Source organism: Pelosinus propionicus DSM 13327, from assembly GCF_900114615.1.
GTDB classification, from domain to species: domain Bacteria; phylum Bacillota; class Negativicutes; order DSM-13327; family DSM-13327; genus Pelosinus; species Pelosinus propionicus.
This window is the reverse complement of the sequence record NZ_FOTS01000034.1, coordinates 1-25,715: the sequence shown is the minus strand read 5'-3', so window position 1 is coordinate 25,715 and position 25,715 is coordinate 1. Positions and strand designations below refer to the sequence as shown.

28 protein-coding genes and 1 other annotated feature are annotated in these 25,715 nt (G+C 38.4%); of the genes, 8 read left to right on the top strand and 20 right to left on the bottom strand.

The features are described 5' to 3' along the window. Positions 1-5: 5 nt before the first annotated feature. Positions 6-533, bottom strand: coding sequence for a GrpB family protein (locus BMZ99_RS16880; RefSeq protein WP_090939889.1), 528 nt, complete (start codon positions 531-533; stop codon positions 6-8). Positions 534-872: 339 nt separating this feature from the next. Then, positions 873-1,078, top strand: a binding site (T-box leader). 148 nt (positions 1,079-1,226) lie between these two features. Between BMZ99_RS16880 and BMZ99_RS16875 the strand changes: the two genes are divergently transcribed. Then, positions 1,227-2,627 carry a sodium:solute symporter family protein gene (locus BMZ99_RS16875; RefSeq protein ID WP_090939886.1) on the top strand — a complete coding sequence of 467 codons (1,401 nt, stop codon included), beginning with the start codon at positions 1,227-1,229 and terminating at the stop codon, positions 2,625-2,627. Positions 2,628-2,703: 76 nt separating this feature from the next. Here BMZ99_RS16875 and BMZ99_RS16870 read toward each other — a convergent pair whose 3' ends face one another. The 4 genes from BMZ99_RS16870 to BMZ99_RS16855 form a co-directional block, all read right to left on the bottom strand. After that, positions 2,704-3,024 carry an antibiotic biosynthesis monooxygenase family protein gene (locus BMZ99_RS16870; protein ID WP_090939884.1) on the bottom strand — a complete coding sequence of 107 codons (321 nt, stop codon included), beginning with the start codon at positions 3,022-3,024 and terminating at the stop codon, positions 2,704-2,706. Between the two features lie 34 nt (positions 3,025-3,058). After that, complete coding sequence (locus BMZ99_RS16865) at positions 3,059-3,445, bottom strand: secondary thiamine-phosphate synthase enzyme YjbQ (protein WP_090939879.1); 387 nt, start codon at positions 3,443-3,445, stop codon at positions 3,059-3,061. A gap of 23 nt (positions 3,446-3,468) precedes the next feature. Beyond that, entirely contained in the window at positions 3,469-4,221 is a 753-nt protein-coding gene (locus tag BMZ99_RS16860) for a hypothetical protein (RefSeq protein WP_090939875.1), read from the bottom strand. Positions 4,222-4,321: 100 nt separating this feature from the next. After that, the gene (locus BMZ99_RS16855; RefSeq protein WP_090939872.1) at positions 4,322-5,026 is read right to left on the bottom strand and encodes a polysaccharide deacetylase family protein; all 705 of its coding nucleotides are present in this window, start codon (positions 5,024-5,026) and stop codon (positions 4,322-4,324) included. 689 nt (positions 5,027-5,715) lie between these two features. Between BMZ99_RS16855 and BMZ99_RS16850 the strand changes: the two genes are divergently transcribed. After that, positions 5,716-6,156 (top strand): MarR family winged helix-turn-helix transcriptional regulator, encoded by a 441-nt coding sequence (locus BMZ99_RS16850; RefSeq protein WP_090939869.1) that lies wholly within the window; start codon positions 5,716-5,718, stop codon positions 6,154-6,156. A 28-nt stretch (positions 6,157-6,184) separates the two neighbouring features. Here BMZ99_RS16850 and BMZ99_RS27090 read toward each other — a convergent pair whose 3' ends face one another. Together BMZ99_RS27090 and BMZ99_RS16845 are read right to left on the bottom strand one after the other, a co-directional pair. Beyond that, positions 6,185-6,457: a hypothetical protein gene (locus BMZ99_RS27090; protein WP_245755023.1), complete on the bottom strand. Its 273-nt coding sequence runs from the start codon at positions 6,455-6,457 to the stop codon at positions 6,185-6,187. Positions 6,458-6,480: 23 nt separating this feature from the next. Next, the gene (locus tag BMZ99_RS16845; RefSeq protein WP_245755022.1) at positions 6,481-7,152 is read right to left on the bottom strand and encodes a Gfo/Idh/MocA family protein; all 672 of its coding nucleotides are present in this window, start codon (positions 7,150-7,152) and stop codon (positions 6,481-6,483) included. A 208-nt stretch (positions 7,153-7,360) separates the two neighbouring features. Here BMZ99_RS16845 and BMZ99_RS16840 point away from each other — a divergent pair, with 208 nt between their 5' ends. Continuing rightward, complete coding sequence (locus BMZ99_RS16840) at positions 7,361-7,909, top strand: ferritin-like domain-containing protein (protein WP_090939866.1); 549 nt, start codon at positions 7,361-7,363, stop codon at positions 7,907-7,909. Here BMZ99_RS16840 and BMZ99_RS16835 read toward each other — a convergent pair. From BMZ99_RS16835 to BMZ99_RS16825, 3 genes are all read right to left on the bottom strand, one after another. After that, positions 7,906-8,331, bottom strand: coding sequence for a DUF523 domain-containing protein (locus tag BMZ99_RS16835; protein ID WP_245755021.1), 426 nt, complete (start codon positions 8,329-8,331; stop codon positions 7,906-7,908). The two genes, BMZ99_RS16840 and BMZ99_RS16835, sit on opposite strands and share 4 nt — an antisense overlap. Before the next feature lie 110 nt (positions 8,332-8,441). After that, a complete protein-coding gene (locus BMZ99_RS16830; RefSeq protein ID WP_090939863.1) occupies positions 8,442-10,664 on the bottom strand; it encodes a heavy metal translocating P-type ATPase in 2,223 nt (740 codons plus the stop codon). A 201-nt stretch (positions 10,665-10,865) separates the two neighbouring features. Continuing rightward, positions 10,866-11,498 (bottom strand): hypothetical protein, encoded by a 633-nt coding sequence (locus BMZ99_RS16825; protein WP_090939860.1) that lies wholly within the window; start codon positions 11,496-11,498, stop codon positions 10,866-10,868. Positions 11,499-11,676: 178 nt separating this feature from the next. Between BMZ99_RS16825 and BMZ99_RS16820 the strand changes: the two genes are divergently transcribed. The 3 genes from BMZ99_RS16820 (at position 11,677) to BMZ99_RS16810 (ending at position 14,295) form a co-directional block, all read left to right on the top strand. Continuing rightward, positions 11,677-12,309: a hypothetical protein gene (locus tag BMZ99_RS16820; protein ID WP_090939857.1), complete on the top strand. Its 633-nt coding sequence runs from the start codon at positions 11,677-11,679 to the stop codon at positions 12,307-12,309. Positions 12,310-12,330: 21 nt separating this feature from the next. Then, positions 12,331-12,567, top strand: coding sequence for a hypothetical protein (locus tag BMZ99_RS16815; RefSeq protein ID WP_090939854.1), 237 nt, complete (start codon positions 12,331-12,333; stop codon positions 12,565-12,567). 168 nt (positions 12,568-12,735) lie between these two features. Next, a complete protein-coding gene (locus BMZ99_RS16810; protein ID WP_090939851.1) occupies positions 12,736-14,295 on the top strand; it encodes a cation-translocating P-type ATPase in 1,560 nt (519 codons plus the stop codon). Positions 14,296-14,405: 110 nt separating this feature from the next. Here BMZ99_RS16810 and BMZ99_RS16805 read toward each other — a convergent pair whose 3' ends face one another. The 3 genes from BMZ99_RS16805 to BMZ99_RS16795 form a co-directional block, all read right to left on the bottom strand. After that, positions 14,406-14,783 (bottom strand): hypothetical protein, encoded by a 378-nt coding sequence (locus BMZ99_RS16805; protein ID WP_090939848.1) that lies wholly within the window; start codon positions 14,781-14,783, stop codon positions 14,406-14,408. A gap of 93 nt (positions 14,784-14,876) precedes the next feature. Next, positions 14,877-16,052: an MFS transporter gene (locus tag BMZ99_RS16800; protein ID WP_090939844.1), complete on the bottom strand. Its 1,176-nt coding sequence runs from the start codon at positions 16,050-16,052 to the stop codon at positions 14,877-14,879. 172 nt (positions 16,053-16,224) lie between these two features. Continuing rightward, the gene (locus BMZ99_RS16795; RefSeq protein WP_090939841.1) at positions 16,225-16,560 is read right to left on the bottom strand and encodes an ArsR/SmtB family transcription factor; all 336 of its coding nucleotides are present in this window, start codon (positions 16,558-16,560) and stop codon (positions 16,225-16,227) included. Positions 16,561-16,766: 206 nt separating this feature from the next. On the opposite strand from BMZ99_RS16795, the gene BMZ99_RS16790 reads away from it, so the two are divergent. After that, entirely contained in the window at positions 16,767-18,479 is a 1,713-nt protein-coding gene (locus BMZ99_RS16790) for a SulP family inorganic anion transporter (protein WP_090939839.1), read from the top strand. Positions 18,480-18,579: 100 nt separating this feature from the next. On the opposite strand, the gene BMZ99_RS16785 is transcribed toward BMZ99_RS16790, so the two are convergent. The 7 genes from BMZ99_RS16785 to BMZ99_RS16755 form a co-directional block, all read right to left on the bottom strand. After that, entirely contained in the window at positions 18,580-18,996 is a 417-nt protein-coding gene (locus BMZ99_RS16785; protein WP_090939836.1) for an energy transducer TonB, read from the bottom strand. Between the two features lie 202 nt (positions 18,997-19,198). Next, positions 19,199-20,077 carry a 4-hydroxy-tetrahydrodipicolinate synthase gene (gene dapA / locus BMZ99_RS16780; RefSeq protein ID WP_090939833.1) on the bottom strand — a complete coding sequence of 293 codons (879 nt, stop codon included), beginning with the start codon at positions 20,075-20,077 and terminating at the stop codon, positions 19,199-19,201. Between the two features lie 31 nt (positions 20,078-20,108). Continuing rightward, positions 20,109-20,729: a KpsF/GutQ family sugar-phosphate isomerase gene (locus tag BMZ99_RS16775; RefSeq protein WP_090939831.1), complete on the bottom strand. Its 621-nt coding sequence runs from the start codon at positions 20,727-20,729 to the stop codon at positions 20,109-20,111. A gap of 74 nt (positions 20,730-20,803) precedes the next feature. After that, positions 20,804-22,066 (bottom strand): PTS ascorbate transporter subunit IIC, encoded by a 1,263-nt coding sequence (locus BMZ99_RS16770; RefSeq protein WP_090939828.1) that lies wholly within the window; start codon positions 22,064-22,066, stop codon positions 20,804-20,806. A gap of 398 nt (positions 22,067-22,464) precedes the next feature. After that, the gene (locus tag BMZ99_RS16765) at positions 22,465-22,752 is read right to left on the bottom strand and encodes a PTS sugar transporter subunit IIB (protein ID WP_090939826.1); all 288 of its coding nucleotides are present in this window, start codon (positions 22,750-22,752) and stop codon (positions 22,465-22,467) included. Between the two features lie 17 nt (positions 22,753-22,769). Continuing rightward, positions 22,770-23,213, bottom strand: coding sequence for a PTS sugar transporter subunit IIA (locus tag BMZ99_RS16760; RefSeq protein ID WP_090939823.1), 444 nt, complete (start codon positions 23,211-23,213; stop codon positions 22,770-22,772). 22 nt (positions 23,214-23,235) lie between these two features. After that, complete coding sequence (locus BMZ99_RS16755; protein ID WP_090939820.1) at positions 23,236-25,182, bottom strand: BglG family transcription antiterminator; 1,947 nt, start codon at positions 25,180-25,182, stop codon at positions 23,236-23,238. Between the two features lie 294 nt (positions 25,183-25,476). Between BMZ99_RS16755 and BMZ99_RS16750 the strand changes: the two genes are divergently transcribed. Continuing rightward, on the top strand, positions 25,477-25,715 hold a 239-nt coding region (locus tag BMZ99_RS16750; RefSeq protein WP_139214791.1), incomplete at its 3' end, for a helix-turn-helix domain-containing protein.

Here is a 25,715-nt window from a genome sequence, read left to right as displayed (position 1 = left end):
CTAACTCAAATATGCTGCAAAGATAATCCTTTTTCTCTTCTGGCAGCATGAATTATCTTTTTTATAAATCCAATTTTAGAACGAGTAAATTTTGCAATGCTGCCGCCATTTCTCATATTTATATACCTTTCAACTTTGCTATATTCAAAAGCGACCTCAGGATGATCACGTAAATAATCCCGCAGCAAAAACCCATCACGCATATAAAATTCTTCATCGAAAGGAACAATATGTAAGTTATGTGTCCAAACATCATTTTCATATTTTTTAAATAGATATCGATCATTCATATCGATTTGTATATAGCTATAGTCTTTTAAACTAAACATCGATTGATAAAAGCCAAATCCCCTAAATGGCACAACACCAATCATGATGGATATTACCGATTTTCCTTCCTTCTGGGGAATAGCTGTGCTCCCTACATGTTCAATAGCAACTGCATGAGAACCAAGGATCATCCGTATATTCTTTTTTTCTTTCTCAAACACTTGTACCCAATCCCATTCCATAACTTTTACTGCATTTTTCATATGATCTCCTCCAAGTTGATAACCATTGTAATTTTTTACCATCCCTTTCTTTTGGATATATTTCCCATTTAATAGTAAAACTCCTGCAAAATTAAGATATATTTTGCAGGAGTTTCTCATATTATTTACTTTAACTCGAATTCGGATTTAGCGGTAAAACTAGTAAACTTTTTTTCAGTCTGCTTAACAAGGGACATATCATTTTTGAGACCTTACAGGAGTTTACATTTATAAAAATTACGAATAATGCTGAAAAAATAAGAAATATGAAAACATCAGTGCATCGGGTATTGACAAACGTATGTAAAATCCATTATAATCGTACCAATACCATATGTGATATTGGTGATGACGGAAAAAAGTAATTGTGCCTTTTTCATACAGAGAGCTAGTGGCTGGTGTAAACTAGTTGAAAATACACAATGAAGTTCCTTCCCGAACTGCAGGCTGAAAACATAGTAGGTCTTGCCGTATTGTCTACGTTACAGGCATAGAGCTGATCTGATGATCAAACTAGGGTGGTACCGCGGTGATTCGTCCCTTATACGGTATCGCTTTTTATTTTGTCTGTGATCAAATTTGGGTGGTACCACGGTCACTATCGTCCCTCTTTTTAGAGGGGCGTTTTTTCTTTTATAGCCGGCATAAAAGAAAAAAGATGAAAAATACTCTATACCTTAAGGAGGTTTACCCATGAATATTCCATTTCTAATTGTATGTATATACATTCTGCTGCTCTTTATTATTAGTTTTTTTGCTAGAAGAAGGTCAGCTGGCAATGCCAGCAATTACATCCTGGCAGGCAGACAGCTTACCACTCCGTTGATTACTGTATCCATTGTAGGTCTTGCTGTTGGCGGAGCATCAACCATTGGTGTGGCGGAACAAGCCTATAAAGTCGGTCTCTCTGCAGGCTGGTATACAACGGCTTGGGGGCTCGGAGCCATCACAATGGGAATGTTGGTTGCCCAAAAATATCGTCAGCTGAATATCACCACAATACCTGAACTTCTAGGCAGATTTTATGATAAAAAAGGGATGATCGCAGGTATTTCCTGTCAAATTCTCATTCAACTTGTTGTTATGTCACTTCAATATCTGGCTGGCGGAAGTATCCTTTGTGCTTTAATGCCTGAAATCTTCACACTCACTACCGGCATGCTTACAAGTGCCGTCGTATTTATTAGTGTTACGATGACTGGCGGTATGTGGTCAGCCAGTCTTTCCAATCTTTTAAACGTATCATTAAAATATATTGGTATTATCTTAGCTACCATTGTCAGCGTAACACATGCAGGCGGTCTTAAAAACATTGAAACTCAACTGCCTGCCACTGTACCATATCTCAGCTTTTTTGACGGTGTAGGCATCACCGGTATTATTACTTGGATACTCGTATTAGTAACTGTCAACTTGTCTTTGCAAAGTATCATTCAAATTTCGTTGGGAGCAAAAGACGTTCAAACAGCTCGCCGTGGATTTGTGATTGGCGGCTTGATGATGCTTCCAATCGGTTTTGTCAGTGCGCTACTGGGCATAATAGCAAAAACCATGTTTCCTGATGTGAGTCCTGCTATGGCCCTTCCAATGACCATTATGTCATTGAACCCGGTATTAGCAGGGATTACATTAGCAGCTTTATGGGCTGCTGACGTATCCACAGCTTGTAGCCTGCTGCTCAGCTCAGCAACTTTGTTTTCCCAGGACATTTATAAAAAGTTTGTAAATCCTAATGTGAGCGATAAAACGTTTCTAGTTGTCACCAAGGCATCCGTACTCATTTTAGGGCTCTTAACCCTGATTCTCGCAATGACGATTAGCGGTATTATCACGACTCTTATGATTGGCCTTAGCTTAACAGCTTCCTTTAGTGTGATTGTTCTGTTTACTTTATTCGCCCCTTCTCTTTGCCGCAGAAACGCTGCATTTTATACGATTATGGCAAGCTTAGCAGTTCTAATCCTCTGGCAGACCATTCCTTCCGTTCGCATCTTCCCTCATGTAATTTATCTGGAATGGATTGCTTGTGTCGGAACCTTCTTATTAACGTACCTATTTGATTCAAAGGTTATTTCAGCCTCTGAATGCGCCTAAGAAATCAATAAAAGAACGCCTGCCGGAATTCTCGTATGCAGAATTCCGGCAGGCGTTCTTTTATTTTTAATATATATTACATTATTATTTCTTTTTCAACCTTACAAACTCTCAGCCCAAAGGTACTGTACCATGTGTCTCTGGCATTTTTTTGTGCTTCTTTATGAGCAGCAAGTTCTTTAAACTCTTTTATGGATTCCAATGAATCCCAATAAGAAATAGTAATCCCCAATCCATTTGCTTCTCTTACACTTTCAGCACCTAAAAATCCTGCCTGTTTTTCAGCAAGACATACCATCTTATCTGCAGTTTCACGATATCCGTTATCTCCTTCTGTTCTTTGTGATGTAAAAATTACAGCATAGTAAGGAGGAGGCGGTGTTTTAGAAATTAGCATAAATAATCTCCTTTATTTATAGGATTGCATGATCTTACAAGATCGTTACACAAACCTTTCGCCTTCTAGTACCATCAAATTCACAAAAATAAATCCCCTGCCAAGTGCCTAAATGGAGACTTCCATTCAGTATGGGAATGGTGACGGATGCCCCAATCATAGACGCCTTCACATGAGCACGAGAATTCCCTTCACTATGTTGATAATCTAGCTCGGGTACCATATGATTGAGTGCAAGCAGCATATCCTTTATCACATCGGGGTCAGCATTCTCATTAATTGTTACTCCTGCTGTCGTGTGAGAGACAAAGACTTGACACAAACTCTTCTCGCCTTGATATTGTTTCACTAAATCTGCCACCTGACTCGTAATATCGATAAACCCTTCATGCGGAGTATGAATCGTAAATTCTTTTAGCATACTAGCCTCCATATCGTCATGCTTTATTTTTTAAAAGGCAGCTTATCAAACGCTACGTTTAAAATACGCTTCATTACTGATTCTGGGCCAGAATGATCATATTCTTTTCCAAAAGCACTGGATGCACGGTCCCTTCTATCAGAATACTTCCATACATCTTTCCAAGTGCGAGAATCAACAATTCGAAATCGCAGATCGGCACTATCGTAAATCCGATAACCAGCATCATAGTGTACAACAACGGATCTTGGCACTTCCATCCAGCCGGAGTATGCCTTTCCATCTGCTGTTACTCCTCCATATCGCACTCTATCAATAACAGTTTCCGTAGAATAATAGGAATCATAATGTTCATAGAACCAGCCAAAATCATGAATCTCCGTAAATAGTACGAGATCGGCATACTTGGGTATTGCTTTCATCAAATCTTCCGACAGATCAGAACCGATTGCAGTATCGATTGGGGTATTAGGATCAGCCTTTACTTTTTCTATAATATAGGGCAAAGTAACATAATGAAATCCAGTTACCTTTTCCCATCTACTTGCCAGCATCTTCCCAATCTTTTCTTGCGCATCAGGATAGTTATGAAATTGATTTTTGCCGCTGCTATCAAATCCATCATTAAAAAATTCCGTATTCATAATTAGAATTGTTTTTACTTTTGAAAAGTCATAAGCATTCTCTTGCCACTCAGTCTGTTTCGCTAAGGCTGTTGAAAAAATTCCAGAAAGAATACATATCATTACAATAAAGATCCTTATTGCAGTACGCATATTATATATTCCTCCTCTAAAGTTACTTGCAGGTATTTTTTATTTCTATTATAAGGGAGAAAAGGAATAATTGAAATCATGTTTAGCGAAAACTTGCTGATTATTTTGCTTCATAATATTGAAGTAATTCTGTAACTGTTACAAACTCATAGCCGCGAGACTCCAGACTTTCGATAATAAACCAAAGAGCTTCCGGCGTCGTAGATGGATATTTTCCATCATGAAGAAGAATAATGCTTCCAGGCTTAACCTCTTTAACCACGAAATCCACGATTTCCCCTACTGGAGGAGAAGGAGAGCGCCAATCAATCGGATCAATTGACCAAAGAATAGTGCTGTATTCACTCTCTCTTGCAATCTTGATAATTTTCTTATTGCTAATTCCCCCTGGAGGTCGAAAAAGTGTCGGTTTCGGTGCCACTTCTAAAATTTCTTTTTCTGCCTTTTTTAATTCCTCTTCAACCATCCCTTCTTGTAAGCTCGTCAGCGTGGGATGACTGTAGGTATGGTTACCGACTTCATGACCTTCTGCGATCTCTTGGGATATAAGATTAGGATACCGCTTCACTTGTTCTCCCACTACAAAGAAAGTCGCTTTTATATTTTTTTCTTTCAATATATTTAAAATTTCTGGAGTAGTGGTCTTAACAGGCCCATCATCAAATGTTAATGCGACGACCTTGCGAGAAGTAGGTACTTTCCAGATCACATCAGATATATCAATTAAGTGGTCTTCTACCTTTCCAGCTAACAATACTGTAAAAAAAAAGAAAGCCCCAAATAACATTCCTCTGCGTATTTTCATCAGTAGCTCCTTTATAGTAAAGTAAACTTACTGCAGGCAAAATTTGACTAACTCTACTATCTTTATACGCATGACGATAAAAAAATATACTATGATAGAATGATAAAGTGCTACACCAAAAGCTACTCTTAAGTGAAGCAGCTCTTGATGTAGCACTTTTTTTATCTTTTTTTATCCTTTTTTATGCTTCTACAATTCCTAAGAACTTTAAAAGATATATAACTCCAACAAGGAGTGCTACATTTTTAATTTGATGTAATTCATGAATATTCATCTGCTCACCTAATTCCTTTAGATTTGATTTGTATCTTTCCATTTCTTCCTAATATTAGCATAAATCATTTTGAGAATGATTACCTCTACCGAAAGGTATAGTTTTCCATTTTTTTTGCTGTTCTTTGGTTTCTGCGAACAGAGTGAAGCAACCTCTTTGCAGACTTCATTCATTAGCGCATATAAAATAAATAGGCAAAAAGTTCTGTTAGAACTTTTTGCCTTCAATTTTTTTGATCAGCTGCTTTCCAATATATACTAATTATTTTCACTCGTCAAGAGTAAATTTATTCTATCTTTTTTATCATTTTATTACTTGTTGACATACTTCTTCATTCCCATTACAATAAAATCATCATACGTGCATATACACACGGATAACCATTCAATATTTCATCAAGAAAGGTGACCATTTAATGGAAAATAATCATAAACATTTTAAAACACCCAGCCCTTGCAACTGCTTGAATATTAGGCGTGCCTCTAGAGCGGTTACCCATTTTTATGATAAGATTCTACAACCTAGCGGACTTACCATTAGTCAATTATCCTTATTAAAGCATCTTAAGCAAGTCGAGCCGATTACGATCAGCGAATTGGCTAACATTATGCGTATTGATCGAACAACACTAAATCGAAACATGAAGTCATTAGTCGATCATGGTTTGATAACGATCACTCCTGGTCAAGACCCCCGAACAAGACAAGTGATGATGACCTCAAAAGGAACAGCCACCGTAAACAATGCATCCCAGCTCTGGGATAAAGCTCAAGCCTCTGTTAAAGACTACTTGGGAGAAACCGATTTGGCTATATTAGTTAAATTACTTTCCAAACTAGAAGCATTAGTTCCTTAGTGGAAATAGAATAGAGAATACTTTCTCTTTATTCAAAGGGATAGCGTATTCCCCATCGAGCTCGAACTTCATCCATAATTTCCATGACATCCATTGATAATTCTACGGTATCCATTTTCACTTTGTTCAAAATGCATTGATTCATATCCTCTACTTCATATACGAATGCTTTCTCTGCTTCACCAGCTTCTATCACTTCCACTTTTCCATCTAGATAATGTATTGTAGCCTCCGATGCCCTTGGAAAATTATCAACTATAATAAATCCTAGTTCTCCTGCTATAACACCGCGCTTTGGCATCTTTGCTCTCATCGTTAGAGAAATTACCGCCATTTCGTCCTGGAATTTTTAAGCAGAATACCTGACTGCTCATCTACACCTGTTTCAAACTTTTTCGCAGTAGTCAATACTTCGTAAGGCTGACTGGAAAGGAAGTATCTAGCAAAAGACAAGGCATACGTCCCAATATCAAGTAGTGCGCCCCCTGCCAATTCTTTGCTAAAAAATCGATTGGCAACATCGTATTTTTTGCAACTTCCAAAAGATACCTGAATCATCTTAAGTGTACCAATTTTACCTGAGTCAACAATATGACGCAGCTTCTTAAATAATGGCATATGATATACAGTCATAGCTTCTGCAACCACCAAATTCTTTTGCTCTGCAGCAGCAACAATCTCTCTTAATTGTTTGCTATTCACTGTAATAGACTTTTCACAAAATACATGCTTATTATTAATAAGGCTCTTCATTATAAAGTCATAATGGCTACTATGAGGCGTTGCAATGTAAACTACATCAATTCCAGGATCACTCAGCATTTCTTCGTAATTGCCATAGACCTTTTCAATATGATACATACTTGCAAAGGCCTTTGCTTTTTCAAGATTTCTTGCACCTACTGCGCAGATACTGCCATTCACTTCTTTGATTGCTTTTGCAAACTCTAAAGCAATTGCTCCAGGACCTAAAATTCCCCAATTTAATGTAGTCATATCCTCACCTCAAAAAAGTTTTTTAAACGAATATCTTGCCATATTGCTGCTTTTTTTCCAATTTATACTATTTTACAATACGAAGCAAAACTCCTGCAAAGCAAACAACTTTGCAGGAGTTTTTATAAGAAAGCACCGTTAAAAGGACTACTCCCATCTATTTTTGCATAAAATGAGTCATCTACTACTATGCAGGGAGTGATTGGCTGTGAAAAATCAAAGGAATCATGAACAACACCCAAAACAACTTTATTCCTTGCCTGACCCTTATCCAACTCCCAGAGTTACGGGTAAAAGCCCTTACTATGCATCAATCTTATTAGAAGACTATGCTGGTATTTCTGGAGAATTAACAGCAATTCACCAATACATATATCATTACCTTACAATGGAAGAATGCCATACCAAGATCGCAACGCTTGCACACCAAATCGCCATCGTTGAGATGCATCATTTAACCTTATTGGGTAAAATCATTTGCTTACTTGGTAACTATCCAGTTATGCATAGCAATGATCATGGATTTATGCGATTTTGGAATGCTGATTTTGTCTACTACGGCGATACTGTTTATGATAAACTATCGGCAAATATGAAGCACGAAATGGATGCAATCCAAAATTACAGAAGGCACCAGCATCTCATTGATGATCCTTTTATTCAAGAATTACTGGAACGCATAATTCTCGATGAGGAGCACCATTTCCAATTGTTCAAAACATGCAGAGATGAATTCTGCGCTACTTTTCCCGACTAGCTGTATATTTCTTCTGTACATACTTCTATGCCTTTTTCTTTAAGCATTTTAGCAAAGATGCCATCACCGGAGACTATAGTACCCGAAAATGTACCATCATAGATCCGCCCTGAGCCGCAAGTTGGCGACTTGGATTTCAATACCGCTTTTTTGCACTTGCTAACTACTGCGATTTCTAAACCCATTTGAGCACCCGCCGTATATGGGTCTGTCTGGTCATCACCATTTAAAGAGATGATCTTTCCTTTAATTTGCTCTACGGGAGGACGAGGAGTTGGCAATCCGGCAAGTATTTCTGGACAGATTGGTATAGCCTTACCTTGTATTACCATATCTACAATTTGCGGAACTGAGCATGCCGAGCCATTATATCTACATTCGACACCTGCTAAACAAGCACTTACAATTATCATTGCTATCATGATCCTTTTCATCTTAATTCGTACCTTAATGTACTATTTCCGATTAGAATGATAAACTCCTGCATGGTCTGAGCCGTACAGGAGTTACTATTGTAAAATCTTTTTTTATTTTATAATTCTTTCTTATAGAGCAGTTCATACCTTTTCTGATCGCTGGAACAAGGGACAGCCTCCTCGCTAGGTTGCTGGGGAGAGTAAGACAGAAGTCGTGTAGAGTTCATTACAACTGCCAGGGTACTAGCATTGTGCAAAACAGCTGCTATTAATGGTGAAATTAATTTCGCGGAACCCAGCCCTAATCCTATGATATTCGCCCCAATAGCAAAAAGAAAGTTCTGCCTGATGATTTGTAAGGACTTCTTACCAAGACGAATGATTTCCACAATTTTCTCTGGATTATCTTCTCGCAAAACAATACCAGCGGTCTCAATTGCTGCGTCTGCCCCGCCGATCCCCATCGCAATGCCAACATTGGCAAGAGCTAAAGATGGGGAATCATTAATTCCATCCCCGACCATCCCGACTACATAGCCTTCTTCCTGAAAGGATTTTATGATATTAAACTTATCCTGCGGGAGCATATTGGCCCAGAATTTTTCCACTCTTAAAAGATTGGAAATCTCTTTTACCCCTGTATCTGCATCTCCTGACATAATTCCAATATTCGTAAGCCCTTCTTCTCTAATACTGCGGATTGCTTTCTCTGCATTTGCACGAAGGGAATCTACGATTACAATCACTCCAATAAGCGCCATGTTACCAGCTATGTATACTAACGTTGCACTTTCATTCTTGTTCTGCATTGTAAAAGGATTGCATGAAGGAATCTTTATACCCACCTGGCTTAAATATGAAGAATTGCCAACGTGAACAATCATTCCATCAATCGTGGCCTTCACACCACGGCCAATTGTCATTTCACTGTCAGGAATACAGGATAATTGAATCCCTTGTTCTTTTGCAGCTTCCTTTATTGCACTCGCCAGTGGATGATTTGCATTCGCTTCTGCCCCAGCAGCTATGGCTAAAATAGATTTGCAATCATAACCTTTATGAATCGGGATGACATTCGCAACAGTTGGTTTTCCTTTTGTCAGCGTACCCGTTTTATCAAATAGTAAATAATTTATTTTACCTGCCTCTTCTAGATATCGACCACCCTTTACTAAAATTCCCCGGCTGGCAGCATTCCCAATCGCTGCGCTAAGAGCTGTAGGCGTTGCCAATCCAGCTGCACAAGGGCAGGCAACAATCAAAATCGTCATGGTTCTTCTAATATCTCCTGTTAGCAGAAACATCAGTAAAGCCAAAAGAAAAGAGCTTGGAATGAGACGTGCCGAATAGGCATCTGCCATCTTTTGTATGGGAGCTTTTGAATGAGTCGCTTGCTCTACAAGATGTATCACACGGGCAACGGATGTTTGATCCCCCACTTGCTCAGCTTTAACATATAGGGTCCCCTGTTCAATTGTGGAACCTGCTAATACCTTATCACCAACTTGCTTATGCACAGGCAGAGGCTCTCCAGTCAACGCCGCTTGATTGACTATCGCTTCGCCATTCATAACAGTTCCGTCAACGGGAATTTTACTGCCAAGTTTTATGGATACAAGATCTTCTTGCTTTAGCTGCGAAATAGGGATGATGACTTCTTGACCATTCACAACAATCCAGGCATCTTTTTGACTGCCTTCCAGCATACTCCGAATGGTACGGCGTGATCGATCCAAGGTAAGAGTTTCGATTAATGTACTAAGATTCACCAGCCACACAACTACTAAGCCCGTAGCACCTTCCTTTAGCAATACAGAGAGAATAATAGCCGTTCCTATCAAAATCTCATTATTTAAAATTCGGCGTAAAAATAGATTTTCGATACCACTGCGCAATATGGGAAAAGAGGTAATTAGTGTTGCCAAACTAGTTAGACTCAAAAAATTGGCAGAAAGAGGCCCTAGGCGAAACAGATAACGAAACAGATGATAAAGCAGTGTTAAACCGCCAATAGCCACTAAAGCAATTTGAGTTGGAATAGGCACATCCTCTACTTCAAAAGGCTTTACCTTCTGCCGTTTGAAACTCTGGTGCCCAGAGGTCTGTTTTGTGTGCTGCTGCAAGAAGGACCATACTATGTCTTCAGCAATTATAGCCCTATTATATTGGATCAATATCTTACCCGACTTAGGATTTGCGCTGCATTCCTGAATCCCTTTTTGCTTCCTTAAAAGTACTTCAAGCTGTATAGCAAACTTAGGATTCTGTTTTATTCTAGGATAATAGATACGAATCCGCCCAGGTATTTTGTGAACAATTTTTAGACATGCTGCAGCCAAACAACGTTTCCCCCTTTGATATCGAACTTCCAACTAAGCCACTCGCACTTGGTATTTTCATTGCTTTACTATCCTCTTTGCATTCTCTACGATCTTATACCTTCTAAAAATAAACGCAAAAAAATCCCAGACACTGGGATTTAAGAGTGTCTAGCAGGTTTAGCACCCACTAGAAAGTATTATATGGAATACAACTTTTTATTATACAGCTGCTTCCGTAAGCAACAAGTAGGAATTTTGCTTAATGGTTATCAGCTGTTCACTAATTTGCTTAATGATTAATTTCTCCCAATCATAGAGAAAGTTGAGAATACGTCCTTTGATACGTTCAGAAAGATCAAGCATTGCTTGTTTCATTTGCTGTTTGCTGGAACAACCTAATGTCTCCATGGCCAATGTTGCTACATCCACCTGAAAAGGAAATATACCTTTTGTGACCGATTTCAAAGAATAGCTGCACGCTTTATTGCCCAAGAATTCAACACAGCGAGTAGCACGCAATGTAGAGCGATGTTCTTGAACTACAGGCAGCAAGGATTTCAGAGAAAGAGCAGGAAAAGGTCCTCTTAATGCTAAATTTCTCTCATAAGAAAAACCATGAGCCTTCACTTTTTCATTCAGCTTATTCAGAAGGCGATCTAAAATTCTTCCTTTTTGCAGTTCCAGTAAAATTGCAGGCCACGCAAGAGAGCTTTGGCAAAACAAAGAATCCGCTAACGTATGAATTTCTAAAGAAGAAATTTGGGAACGTATTTGACAGAATTCCCCTCGTATATCATTTATACATTCAAGCTGCAATGCTTCAATTGGTTTTATATATATTGACATAGGCATAATCCGCCTCCTGATGATAGCAATTATCATTATCACTATTATTGATTATACTATAGAAAATTATGCACCGTCAATATGATCTTACAAAAAATCTCATCAAAAAGACGTATACAACATGGATAAACATGGGAACAATACTAATGATTACATCGTATAAATTTAGAAAGGTAGGGTTATAATGTCCGATATCGAAACAGGATCCTATAATGAATATGAGCTAAAATCTAAAGTAAAACAAAGCAGAGGGCAGCTCCTGCGTGCGCGGGCTATGGAAACTTGCTGTGAGGACACGACCTTAGGGCTTGAACAGGTTTTTGAAGCCAAATTAGCCGCCATACGTATATATGAACAGAAATTAAACACAGTTACCGATCCCTATGCACGTAAAGCATTACTGCAGATGATCCGCAAAGAACGTAAGGAACTGCTGGAATTAGCAGAACTAACAGATTTAGTAGAAACAGGCCCGGGAATGAATGGCTTAACTAGAAGAAAACGCTGCTTTAATCATGAAGTTAAAATGCGTACTGGACATAATGTAACCTTTTGGATAGGAGCCATTGTCGTCGCAGCCGCTTTGATGCCAAGTGTTAGAGAAAAACTTCGCCCCTTAGCTGTAAAAGCGGTACAGGGTGTAATCGGATTAACAGAACAGGCACAGGGAGTTTTCAGCGGTGTACGGGAAGACATTGAAGATTTGGTAAGCGAAGCTCAATTTGAACGTTTTAAAGACTCACTTGATGAAGTTGATGATAATCTAGAAGACGCTAGTGAAGAAACATTCGATACTACTAAGACCGATCCTAGCTAATCGATATATCAGGAGGAACAAGTGGCTATTACAATTGAAATGTTACGCCAGAAGATTACAAATGCAAATCGTGAACTGCATGAAGCAATTGATATGAGTATTGAACTTAGACATCACTCACCAGAAATAAAGGGAGAGGTAATTCGCATTTGGGAAGAATTCTTGGGACAGTTTTTTGGTTATATTAAAAAAAGAAGTAAAGAATCAAAAGACAATCTGCTTGCTGGTATCTCCTGGGCGCGTTTAAAGCTTTTTTAGCCAGCAGTGCAGATTTACATTAGCAGCAGGGAATCATTCCTTGCTGTTGTTGCTTTCATTACTGTAGATCGTATCTCGAGGTCTGCGTCTCAGCTTCCTTTTTCTATTAATGGCTATACCTGGTTGTTTTCCAAAGAGTATTGTAAGCACAAAGGAGGATACTTTTCATTGACAGCAGCTAATCTTACAACGAACCAATACAATTTATTGTCAGGACGATTACGAATATCCATCAAATCACTTTTGCAAAATCCGGCTTTTGCTCACTATATAACAACAAAATTAGTAAAAGAAAAATTTATTTATTCCGTGACAGCAAATCCACTAACAGGCCGAGCTCTCATTCATTTTCATCCAACTTATATTTGCCTCGCCGAAATTCAGTCATTGATTTCAGTAATAGAACAGCGCTATTCAATCGAAAAGTCTGCTATCCATAAGAGCGTAAAAATGGGTTGTAATCTTTCCCCGGAGCTTATCAAATCACCAGGGACCTATGCCGTAACAACCGGTATTATTCTAGTTGGACTAATCGCCAAACGCTTTTTTTCAGGGAAATCGCTAAGGTCTTCTTCCCCACAAATTTTCACGTTTGCTGCTCTTGCAACTTTAATGGCCGGCTACCCCCTCTTACGTAATCATTTTGAAACTGCCGCAAAGAAACACAATATGAACTATGAATTTCTTTTGTTTCTGCCTACCTTACTACTGCTTACCATACGAGAAAGCATTACAGGGTTGTCTGTGCTCTGGCTAGTCCAATTAACCTACTTACTTGGCACAACAGCGCAGGAAAATTCCCATAAAAGCATCTCGAATCTTCTAATGAGAAAGCAATTGCAAGCACTAAAAAAAGAGAAAGAAGCAGAAAACACCACCTCCGTACATGAAAATGAGCTGCTTTCTGATTGTAACCAGATTGCAGCAAAAAAACTGCTGCATTACAAAGAAAAAGAATCTTTATCCTCTTTATTGACTGAAAGAATGATATGGTATTCCTTCGCTGTTTCAGGAATTAGCTTTCTTCTTACTAGGAACTTTATGCGAAGCCTCGCGATATTACTTGCCGGGTGCCCCGCTGCGATTTCCTTATCCAAAGAAGCAGCAAGACATTCTGCTGTCAGACAAGCAGCCGAGAGAGGAATTTATATAAAGCAGATTGGAGCTTTAGAACACCTAGGAGATGCTGATACCGTGTTATTTGAACATGAATGCTATACAGGAATAGACCAGCTGCATTCTTTAGGTATCAAGGATGTTCGTGTGATAAAGGGTGATCGTAGTGCTAACCGGCATGCTATGCCCCCTGACGATATAGTAAAAACAATTAACGATTTGCAATCCCTAGGAAAGAAGATTGTTATGATCGGAGACGGGACAAATGACTCTCGCGCTTTTGCTGCCAGCGATGTTGCCATAGCGATGGGCAGAAAAGGAACAGCGCAGGCAATTGACACTGCTGATATCGTCATTGCTAATGATGATCCTCGAAAAGTAGCTGAAGCCATCTATCTTAGCAGGTATATGAATAAGGTTATCCGCCAAAACATATCCTTTGCTGCGGCCTTCAATATAGCCGGTGTGGCGCTAGCTGCCACTTCCTTCATTACGCCAATAACTGCAGGATTACTGCTGAATATCGGTACGCTGGCAATCGTTATGAATTCAAATTGCTCATTGTTCGATAAGAAAGCATTTTCAACCGCTAGTAGTATAAAAACACAATAAAAAAGCGCAGAAACAGAAAAAGCTGAGAGTAATTCAATAAAATTCTCTCAGCCTTTTCTGTACTTCTGCAGCTGCGTTATTATGCGCTCTAAAACATATAATATCCACTTTTAGCGAATGGCACGACGTCTTTTCGCCTCATCTACAATACTTTTAAATTCCGCTTGTGCCGCCTCTTTGAATGTCAATATCTTGGCTGTCGTAGCAACGGCTATCCGATGCCCTTTTTCTCTTGTCGCGCCGCCGCGACAAGAAGAAGTACCTCTCTTTTGACGTGCTTCTTCTATGAAATCAGAAGCTTTAGCACTCACTTTTGCTGCTGCATTTCTCACTTCGTCCTTGGCAATTAAAGCCTTTTTCGTCACCTTTACTGCACTAGACCGTAGATGACGGCGATCTGACAATAACGCCAAAGCAGCACCACCAGCTAACAATAACCAAAAAGAGTTCTTACTAAACATCTTCGCACCAAATTTTAATAAATTCATCACATTACACCTCCTCGCACTTATTCTAATTTTCCCGTAGTATGAAAGCTTTATGTATTTTTAATTAAGGATTCATTCGATACTACATTATCATCAATTATCACTACTTTTAGCATCACTTTTAACCAATATGGAATAAAAAGAATAGGTACATATCGCCACTAGTAATGCTGTCGTTGAAAATAAGACGAAATATCCCAGATGTTCAGCTACACCGCCTAATATAGCAGCAGAAAGAGCCGTTCCAATATCACCGGCTGCAATCATAATTCCTAGAGCGGTTCCTCGATTGGTTTGCTGAATTCGCTCTACTAAAAGTAAAACTAAGGTAGGATAAACCACACCAAATCCCAGTCCAAATAAAAAACCTGAAAGCACCAGTATCATAGGTGAAATTGTAATCATTAGCAGTACAATCCCCAGCAGCATCGTGATGCTCGCGTATATTGTTGCTTTTACTAGTCCTAAAATATGACTAATTTTTTGCACAAAAACTCGGGAAAAGACCACTGAAATGGCAAAAGCAATAAAGAAAAGAGAGTAGAAATTAACCCCTTTATCAATCGCAGCAAGTGGAATGAAGGTTAGGGCTGCACTAAAAGCAAAACTTGTTGCAAATTGAGAAAGAGTCGATGCAAAAACAACATTCGATTTTAGTACATCCATAAATGGTACTCGATCAACATTTCTCACAGATAACTGAATTGGCTGAGTACGCCACTTCATCACATTAAAAGCAATTCCAATTAAAATAACACTAATGCCAACAAGAACATTGAAACCAACATTATCAAAAGCTACTTGAGCCATGCTCATACTAAGACCAAGACCACACATGGTAGTTAACGTATACATGGCAATCGAGTTGGAATTACTTTCTCCAGATCCGATACTGCTGGCAAAAGTGACTGCGCCTGTACCATAAAATGCCTGTCCAATACCGTAAAGAAATCGCAACACAAAAAATCCTAAAAAACTGTTCGCCCACCAATATCCAATCGTTGATAAAATAAGTACGAATTGTCCAAGCAAAATCACCGGTCGACTTCCTCTAGTATCCACCTGAAAGCCGATCCACGGCCTTATAATAAGAGCACTCATTGCCGTAGCACCCATAATAATCCCGATTTGCGTCTCACTTAATCCGCTATTGTGTAAAAAAACAGGTAATACAGGAACAAGTAAAGAAGTACCAAGGATTGTATTGAAATGAGAAATTGCTATACTTTGAAATTGCCTATTCTTAAAAATATGAAATAAACTAGACATGAATAACCCCTTTTAGACAACGCAATATCGTACATGAAATCAAGAAAACGATACCGTTCTTTTTTACTGTGAAATATTCAATCCTGCAAAGTTAAACTACTTTGCAGGATTCTTCTTGCCGTCTTACATTATTATACATCAACATAATGTTTATAACGAATTAATTTTTCTATTAAGACTTTGACTCCATCTGAAAGCGATCAAACTTGCTAATCGTATTAACCAAATGATTATTAAAAATTTGGCGCGCTATCACCAACAGTTCTCGAATCATAGGATCTTGCAGTGAATACGATACTCGTGTCCCGTCTTTGCGAGTTTTAACAATGTTTTTATTTCGAAGAATCGCTAATTGCTGGGAAATAACAGCTCCCCCAACACCACACAGAGACTGCAGCTCATTGACATTCTTATCACCATCACTCAGTATCTCTAAAATATTAATTCGCAATGGATGAGATAAGGCTTTAAAAAATTCAGCCTTAAACTCTTGAATTTCTCTATTCATACGTTGCTCCTTTTAGACCAGAACCTCTTCTGTCCACATTTCATAATAATAACCTATTGATTAATAACTCAAAGATAACTATATAGCATTTATTGAATATATGATACTATATAGTTATCTATATTTCAACATAATAATGTTTCACATTTCCTATATAGAGGTGTATAATAATGAACATATTGTTTTCGGACTGAAAGGGGATTTACATGACACGTGCTATTAGAGTTCCACTCAAGCGTTATTTAACTAGATTTTTTAAGAAAGATTTATTAGCAGGGCTGACGGTAGGTGTAATTTCTCTCCCTTTAGCAATGGCTTTTGCAATTGCTTCTGGTGCCAATCCTGAGAATGGTATTTATACCACAATTATTGCAGCTTGCCTAGTCGCTTTATTTGGTGGAAGCCGATATCAAGTTGCTGGCCCTACGGGTGCTTTCATCCCTATCTTACTCTCCATTGTACTCACCTATGGATTTGATAACCTTTTGATAGCAGGATTCTTATCCGGAATTATTCTTGTTATCATGGGACTTTTAGATATGGGATCTCTCATTAAATTCATTCCTCGCTCTGTTACCATCGGTTTTACTGCCGGTATTGCTGTCAACATTTTTGCCGGTCAAATTTCCAACTTCTTTGGCTTAACCGGACTTGAGCGACATGAAAGCTTTTTACTTAACATGCAGGAAATCATGACCCATTTTGATACAATAAATCTTTATAGTACATTAACAGCATTCATTTGCTTAGCAGTAATTCTCACAACACCTCGTTTTTTACCAAAAGTACCTGGTTCTCTAGTTGGACTCATCCTATCAACAATAATCGCAACTCTATTCTTTCCAAACGATGTAATTACTATCGCTTCTGCTTTTGGCGGGATACCTAGCGGTTTACCTCATATGCAATTTCCTGACATTACACTAGATAAAATACAACTGCTGCTTCAGCCAGCTCTTACAATAGCCATATTAGGTGCCATTGAATCCTTATTATCTGCTGTTGTAGCCGATGGTCTGACTGGCACACATCATAACAGTAATCGCGAATTACTAGGACAAGGACTCGCCAATATGGTGATTCCCTTATTTGGCGGAATCCCAGCCACAGGTGCCATTGCCCGTACAGCAACCAATATTAAATCTGGCGCGGCAACACGATACTCTGTTGTAATTTCCGCCGTCTTTGTACTCCTTACCATGCTCGCTCTTGCACCCTATGCAGGACTTATTCCATTAGCAAGCATGGCTCCTGTTTTAATGGTTGTTTCTTATAATATGAGTCAGCATCAAGCCTTTATTAGCATTGCAAAGGTCAAATCCTTAAGCACCGGAGTTTTACTGATTACCTTCTTCCTGACCGTATTTGCAAACTTAACGGTAGCTGTGGAAATCGGTTTATTGCTTACTATGATGCTATTCGTGAAACGAATGAGTGAAATCATGGTCGTAACACAAGTTGTACCCGATCACGAGAACCATTTAATTGATATCGCAGACCAAAATGCACTTCATACCTATGATTGTTCCCAAATCAGCATTTTTAGTATCGAAGGTCCTTTATTTTTTGGTGCTGCCCAAATGTTTTCGGAAAGCATTATGAGTACAATTCATTATGACCCTAAAATTATTATACTGCGCATGAGTCGAGTCCCCATTATGGACATTACGGGTGAAAACCATTTACGCATGATCGTAGAAAATATCCAAAAAAAAGGCATCACCGTCTTAATGTCGGGTTTAAATGAACAGCCGGAGAAAAAAATGAAAAAAACAGGTCTTTATGCTCAGGTTGGACAAGACCATTTCTTTCCTCACACCAATCATGCAATTGCCTATGCACTTGAACATATTAATAAAACTCATTGCAGCACCTGTCAAAAATTAAATGGAAATGAATGCGTGCTCGATAAAAAATAATGAAAATGGAATGAAACGTCTTACAACAGATCTACGATGTAAGCAGTTTCATTCCATTTTCTATTATTTTTATCAATTATATATTATAAGGATAAATGACCTATTCTGCAGCTGACTGCACTTCACCATTTGCCTGTTCTTCTGGTATGCTTTTTTCTACCTTAACATGCAAGGGAAGAATAATAGAAGATGACACGGCTGTAGTATCACTATATGCAGGAGTAAATACCGACCTCTGAATCGATTCCATCACGGCAGCATCAAAAGCAGCATCTCCAGAACTGGTAATAATCTGTACATCACCATCTATCGATCCAGATACCGATATCGTTGCCTTTACCTTTACAGACACGGTTTGCTCAGCAAACTTTTCTTTCACATCTTGAGGCAAAGAAATTGCCGCCAGCGTAATAATCTGGGGAGGAGTCATTTGAGGTTTCTCCTTAGCTAAAGCAGACACTGACATCCCTGTTGTCAATAATAACATAAGTACCATAATCAATTGCAGTTTTTTCACTCGAATACACCTCTTTACTTTTTTGTATCTAAAGATTAGAACTATCGTCCTACTCCATCGAAACCCTCGTTACCATTATAAGGATAATGAAAATCATTGTCAATTAAAGACTTAAAATTGATTAAAAAAAGATAACAGTTAGCATCATTCAACTCGATGCCATCTGTTATCTTTTTGTTCACTCCAACATACTCAGCGTATTTTATAAGCCGTAATATGTCAGCATTTCTTTTATTTTGGGTATTGTCTCCGCCTTTGGTTCTTGAACCGGAAGACGGCATAAACCAACAGGCATATTGGATAAAACTAAAGATTTTTTTAGTACGGAGGGAACTGTCCCCAATTTTAATACACTACGCAGTACTTCAATGTTTTGCTGCGCTTTTTCAGCTTCTTCCAAATGGCTATTTATAAACTTTTGATAAATCGCAACATCATTCTTCATCAAAAGATTGGCTGTTGCTGCAACCGCTCCTTTAGCACCAATTTTAAGTGCTTTTAAAATCAAGGAATCTGATCCAGAAAGCACAGCAAAATTTTCATCTTTTGTCGCCTTTATATAGCCCTCTATATTGTCAATGCTGCCGCTGCTATCCTTAATGCCGATAATATTGTCAACCTTTGCTAATTCGGCAACCGTTTCAACGCTAATGTTAATGCCTGTGTTTTTAGGAATATTGTACAAAATGATTGGAATCGTTACGGATGCAGCAACTGCTTTGTAATGATAAAGCAATTCTTCCTGAGACGGCACTAAAAAATACGGTGTAATAACCGATAATGCATCAGCACCAATTTGTTCCATGCTTTTAGATAAAGCAATCACATTTGCAGTGCTATTCCCACCGGTACCAACATAAACGGGAACTCTTTTCCCCACTTCATCAATAACACATTTAGCAAACTCTATTTTTTCTTGATTGCTTAGCAGGTGAAATTCACCATTTGTTCCAAGAATGAAAATCCCATAAGCGCCATCAGAAATTAATTTATTAACCAATTGTTTTGTTGCCTGAAAATCAATTTTCTGGTTTTCATCAAAAGGAGTGACCATTGCCACAATAATCCCTTTAACCTCCATTAAAATCCCTCCATTTATTAAACGCGAGATACTACTTGCTCAGTTCCTTGTTTATCTCTTTGCCTAGAGATCCGCCTGGGTGCCACTTTACATACTGTTCTATTGTCAGACCTTTCTCTGTCTGCAATACTACACTCAGCCCCTGTAAGACGATCATTTCTGCCATGATAGAGGCACGAGGCGGTTTATTTAGCACATCGCCTTCTGCCTGTACTCCGGCAAAAAGAAACACATCGCTTTTGGCTGCTAACCAAGAATTTGCATTACCGCTGACAGAAATAATCTTTGCTCCATTTCTTTTTAGGGTTTCTACAGTCGCTTTTAATTCATTCGTTTCACCGCTATTGGAAATCGCAATCACAACATCACCTGGCAGAACTTGACCAGCTGAGCCGTGAATTGCTTCTGTGCCATGTAATTCATAGGTTGGCGTTCCTGTAGATGACAATAAGGATGCAATATAGCCAGCTATATGTCCCGGTTTTCCAATACCTGTCACGTGTACTCTATTCTTATTTTTTTCTGCCGTCAAAATTAAATCTTTTGCAGCATCAATGCTCTTGATATCCAGCTGTTCAACAAAATCATCAACTTCCGTCATAAAAGCTCCCACATACTTTTGCAGAACTTCTTTATTGCTTACACTCATCATTCCCTCTCCTTAGCTATGCTCAACCTGCCGCGGTGCCAATAGTAACACAAAAGCAGATTTGCAGATTCATAATACTAGTTAAAAATTCGTAATACGCTATTGAGAATCATTCCAACAATATTATAATCAACATTTGGGAACGTTGAACCAAGCACACCCATTTCTCCATAGAGCGGATACAATACGCATGGTAAAAACGCTAGTAGTAAACCGACGGTAAAGGAACCTGCCACAGCGCCTCGCCAGCCGCCGAAGGAATTCCCAAACACCCCTGCAGTACCGCCGGAAAAGAAGTGGATATGTGCTGCCGGAATAATGATCACCGAGAAATTAAAAACAACCATGACTACAATAGCAAATAAGCCTGCTGCATAAGAGCAAAGAAATCCAACGATAACGGCAGTCGGTGCATATGGAAATACAGTCGGTACATCCAATGCCGGACGAGACCCAGGAATAAACTTTTCAGAAATAGCAACAAATGCTGCCGTGATTTCTCCTAAGAACATACGTACCCCTGTCATTAATACGGACATACCAGCCGTAAACTGAAATGCTTGTAAGAGAGGGAATACCAACCAATGGGTCGATCCAGCCAGCTTCGCAACAGCATCCTCCCCTGCGGCCAAAGCCGAAACATAGAACAATAATGTCATAACAAATGCGCAGCCCATCAAAAAATCGCGGAAGAAAGATAACCAAGCAGGGAAACTGATATCTTCTGTGGTTTTATCACCCCACTTTGAAAAAAGTAACTTGCCGATATAACCTGATAAAGCATAACCAAGCATGTTGAAATGACCAATAGCTTGATCATCATTACCAGTCAATTTACGCATAAACGGCTGACAAAGCTGTGGCAAAAATGCCGAAAAGAATCCTAAAATGGTGCCTCCTGTAACAATTGCCATGCCATCATTGAAACCATGGAATTTTAGAATCAGCCCCAATACACAAGCGAAAAACAAGCTGTGTCCTCCTGTGAAAAACACATTTTTAAACTTCGTAACACGTGCAAATACAAGATTCATAATAAAACCTACAATTAAAATCGATGAAGTTACAAATCCATATTTGCTCTGCGCTAAAGCGGTAGCAGCTTCCGGAGATGTAATAACTCCCGAAATATGGAAACCAGATTGGAACATCGTATTAAAATTTTTTAATGCTCCTGTCATCGTTCCAGCCCCAATACCAAATACCAAAAAACCGATCGCCGTTTTTGATGCCCCAGTTATAATTTCTGTTCCCGTTTTTTTCTGCGCCAGCAATCCAACAAAAGCAACTAAACCTAGCAGCACAGCCGGATTACTCAATAAACTAACTATAAAATCCATAATTTCTGCCTCCTATATGTAAGAAATATTTTGTCATGTTCCTATTTTCGATGCTTATCATCTATCAGTGCATTGTTATTAAAAAAATATTCCATAAATTCTGATATTGTCGATTTTAGCAGAATACATAGCAGCAATTTCTTGTATTTTGAAATATCAATTGTATAATACTGGCATTTTTATTTTTCATATGCTAGACTGAAACTGTACATTGGAAATGCCTCCTGTTTTGATATTGGCGTAAGGCCCCAATATCATTTTATTACGGGAGGTTTTTTCATGCTTTCATGATGTTTAAAAGCATCACTCCTATGTCAGACTGACATCACGCGTTACGATTTTAATCCGTTTTAACATAGGAGCAGCCTATCTACAATTGTCATCTGTCGCATCTTGTTTTACTTGGCTTCAGCAAGAAAAGCATTTAATTTCGTCAGAATTTCCCCCTTGTTCATAATGTTGTCGATGCCAATAATTTTCTGCGGCAACTTTTTGGATTCCAATTCTTTAGCAACATCGCTCAACGTAATAATTAAAGCTCCAGTAAAACCTGCAACTGAATCTAACGAACCATGTTCAACCTTGATGGGAAGCTTATTTTCGCTAATCACCTGTTTAAGTTTGATATTTAGCATCAAACTTGATCCTACACCTGCACGACAAGCAACTAATCCTTTAAATTCCATTTTTCTATACCCCTTTTCTATATATTTTCAATATATTGCATTACCTCAGACGCATCTTTCGCTTGATCCAAGAACTTGTAAAAATTTTTACTTTCCAACAGTCCTGTCAAATCTGCTAAAGCATTGATGTGACTCTCACTATCCTGAGCACTCAAACAAAATAAATATTTTACTGGATCATTTTCTTTATTTCCAAATACAATCGGCTTTTTTAATGTTGCAATACCGATAGCACTTTCAATTGCCCCGGCCTCTGGCCGAGCATGAGGTAAAGCAACATGTTTCGTAAGAACGAAATAAGGCCCGCCCTCTTTAGCCGTTTTTATGATTGCATCAATATACGATGACTTTATCTTTCCATTCTGCAGCAAGGCATCTGCTGCTTGGCGGATTGCGTCTTCCCAATCTTTCGCATCAATGTTCAGGCGAATCAGCTTCTCACTGGTCAAGTCCTTTAACATCCTACCCTAGCCCCTTTTCCTACTATTCTCCTAGTTTTTCTATCAACACTTCAAATTTGGCATTTTTGATCAATGTATTCACGCCAAAATCACTAATAAAATACCGATATAATCTTTCAAAAACGGGTTCCCACACCCGACATTTGCTTTTTGGAATACTTAACAAAAATACAACCTGTACTTTCTCCTTATCCCAGAGAATGGGCTTTTCTAAAACAGCTACAGCAATGGCCGCCTCCTTGCTATGATTTTCTAAAGCATGGGGAATAGCAATTAAGCTTCCTAATTCCGTTGACGCCATCAGTTCTCTGGAAAATACCGATTTTTTTCCTGCTTGATCGATGTATCCTTTTTTCAGCATCAGATCCGTCATTTTCTCTAGAACATCCATTTTGGAATTTGCCTTTAACCCCGAAAAAAACAAGTCTTCTCTAAAAAAATGCTCTTGGGATTCTACTTCATTTCCATGAATGATCATCTCGATTTTTCCCAAATCCTCTTCGGTCAAAATTGACTCTACCTGAATAATCTTCTCAGAATGAATTCCTCTAATCGGTACAGTTGTAAAGACAAAATCAACACTTTGTATCGTTTCTTCTGTAATCTCATAAAGCGGACTTACCTTCAAAATTTGCAGCTGCCTGCCAAACTTTCTTTGCAGTTTGCTTTTTACAAACATGGCAGTGGAAAGACCTGTTCCACATGCAATGATGGCCGTCAGTGCCGTTTTGGCACTGCATTTTCGCCGCTCTAATGCTGCACCAAAGTGAATGGCAAGAAACCCCATTTCATTTTCATTGGTTCGCAGCTTTTCCTGATTCGTCAATACTTTGCTGGCGATAACCGCCATTTCAAATGCTAAAGGATAATTTTTTTTAATAGGAGCCAAAATTTCATTACGAATGTTCATATTAAATTTTAATCGATTGACGGCTGCTCCTAAATGAATCATAAGCCCAGAAATCAATTCTTCATCAACAGACAAATCAATTCCAATATCCATTTGGATTTTTGATAAAATACTTTCAATCAGTGTCCGGTACTCCAATTGAGCCTGAGTATTTTCGCCGCTTCCTATTAATTTCTTGCTGGAAATAAAATGCTGCGTTAAATAATACACTTCATTTGTAATGTCAATATTAAGTTGATTTAAGATAATATCGATAATTTCCTGAGCTACAGAAAAATCGATCGATTCTTCTAAAATCAGCATTTGGTCTTTGCTATATTCTGTCGTATTCTTTCCATCCGCTCTTTTCAGAGTAATAATGATATGTACTAATAAATTTTTAAAAGCAATATCCGTTAAATGAATGTTGTATTTTAAGATCACTTTCAGGATGATTTGCTTTACTTTTTCAATTTCTTCAAGTGAGAAAAGCTTCCGGTAAAATTCATTCTGCGCCAAATCTACTAAATCATTGCTATTGAAAATATATTCTGAAATACAATAACGGATTTGTGCCTCATCCCCTTTTATACAGATTCCATTCATTCGATCCGCGACAATCTCAACGCCGAAGCGAAATAAACTTTTCTTTATATCTTTCATGTATTTTTTCAAGGTCGAAAGACTAATAAAAAGTTCATCGGCAAGTTCGGACTCTGTAACGACTCTTTCATGTAAGGAGTTTAGCAGAAGCTCAGCAATAATAAAGGAAATTCTATCATTGTGGTCTGAAGGAATGATATGATTCTTCAGCCAGCCTTTCCGGCCTTCATTGCTCTGAGCGTCCTTAAATGCCTCATAACGATTTTCATCATAAATCTTCAGCATATACCCGACACCAGTTTCTGCCTGAATTTGTGCACCATGTTTCTGAATCATAGCATTACATTCTTTGATATCATTGCGAATCGTCCTTGAACTTACACCAATTAAAGCAGCCATACTTGCACTATTAAGTACTTTTTTTTCAATATCAAACAGTTCCAGTATTTTTAAAATCCTTTTGTTTTGAATCTCCAATACCTTACACCTCGCTTGCTACAAATTCATTATAACAGCACCTTATGACCCCACCTAGACATTTAACTTCCACAGCTTGTGGAAGTTAATCTTAAAACCTGCATATTCTCTCAATCGAAGGCACTTGACGCATTGAAAACCGAAACACAGCCCGATAAACAACAACATACTTGTCCGCTCAAACTTATTATAAGTTAAAAGAACCATCACCGCCCTTTTTATCTGATATGCTCCCCTTGTAATAGACAGTTGAAATAATAAAACTGTCTATTGCAAGGAAGGAGCATATTTTTTATGGGAAGCAAATTTACGGTTTCATATGAAGAACGCATTGATGCAGTTGAAAAGTACCTACGGAATGAATACTCCATGAACGATCTGTCAAAGCAATTAAAGGTAGCTAATACAAGCATTAGGCGATGGTTAGCAAGGTATCAGTCTTTAGGACCAGAAGGGCTACAGGAAACCTCGAAAAACCTATCCTATTCTTGGGAGTTGAAAGAAACAGTCGTGATGGATTATCTATCTGGTAG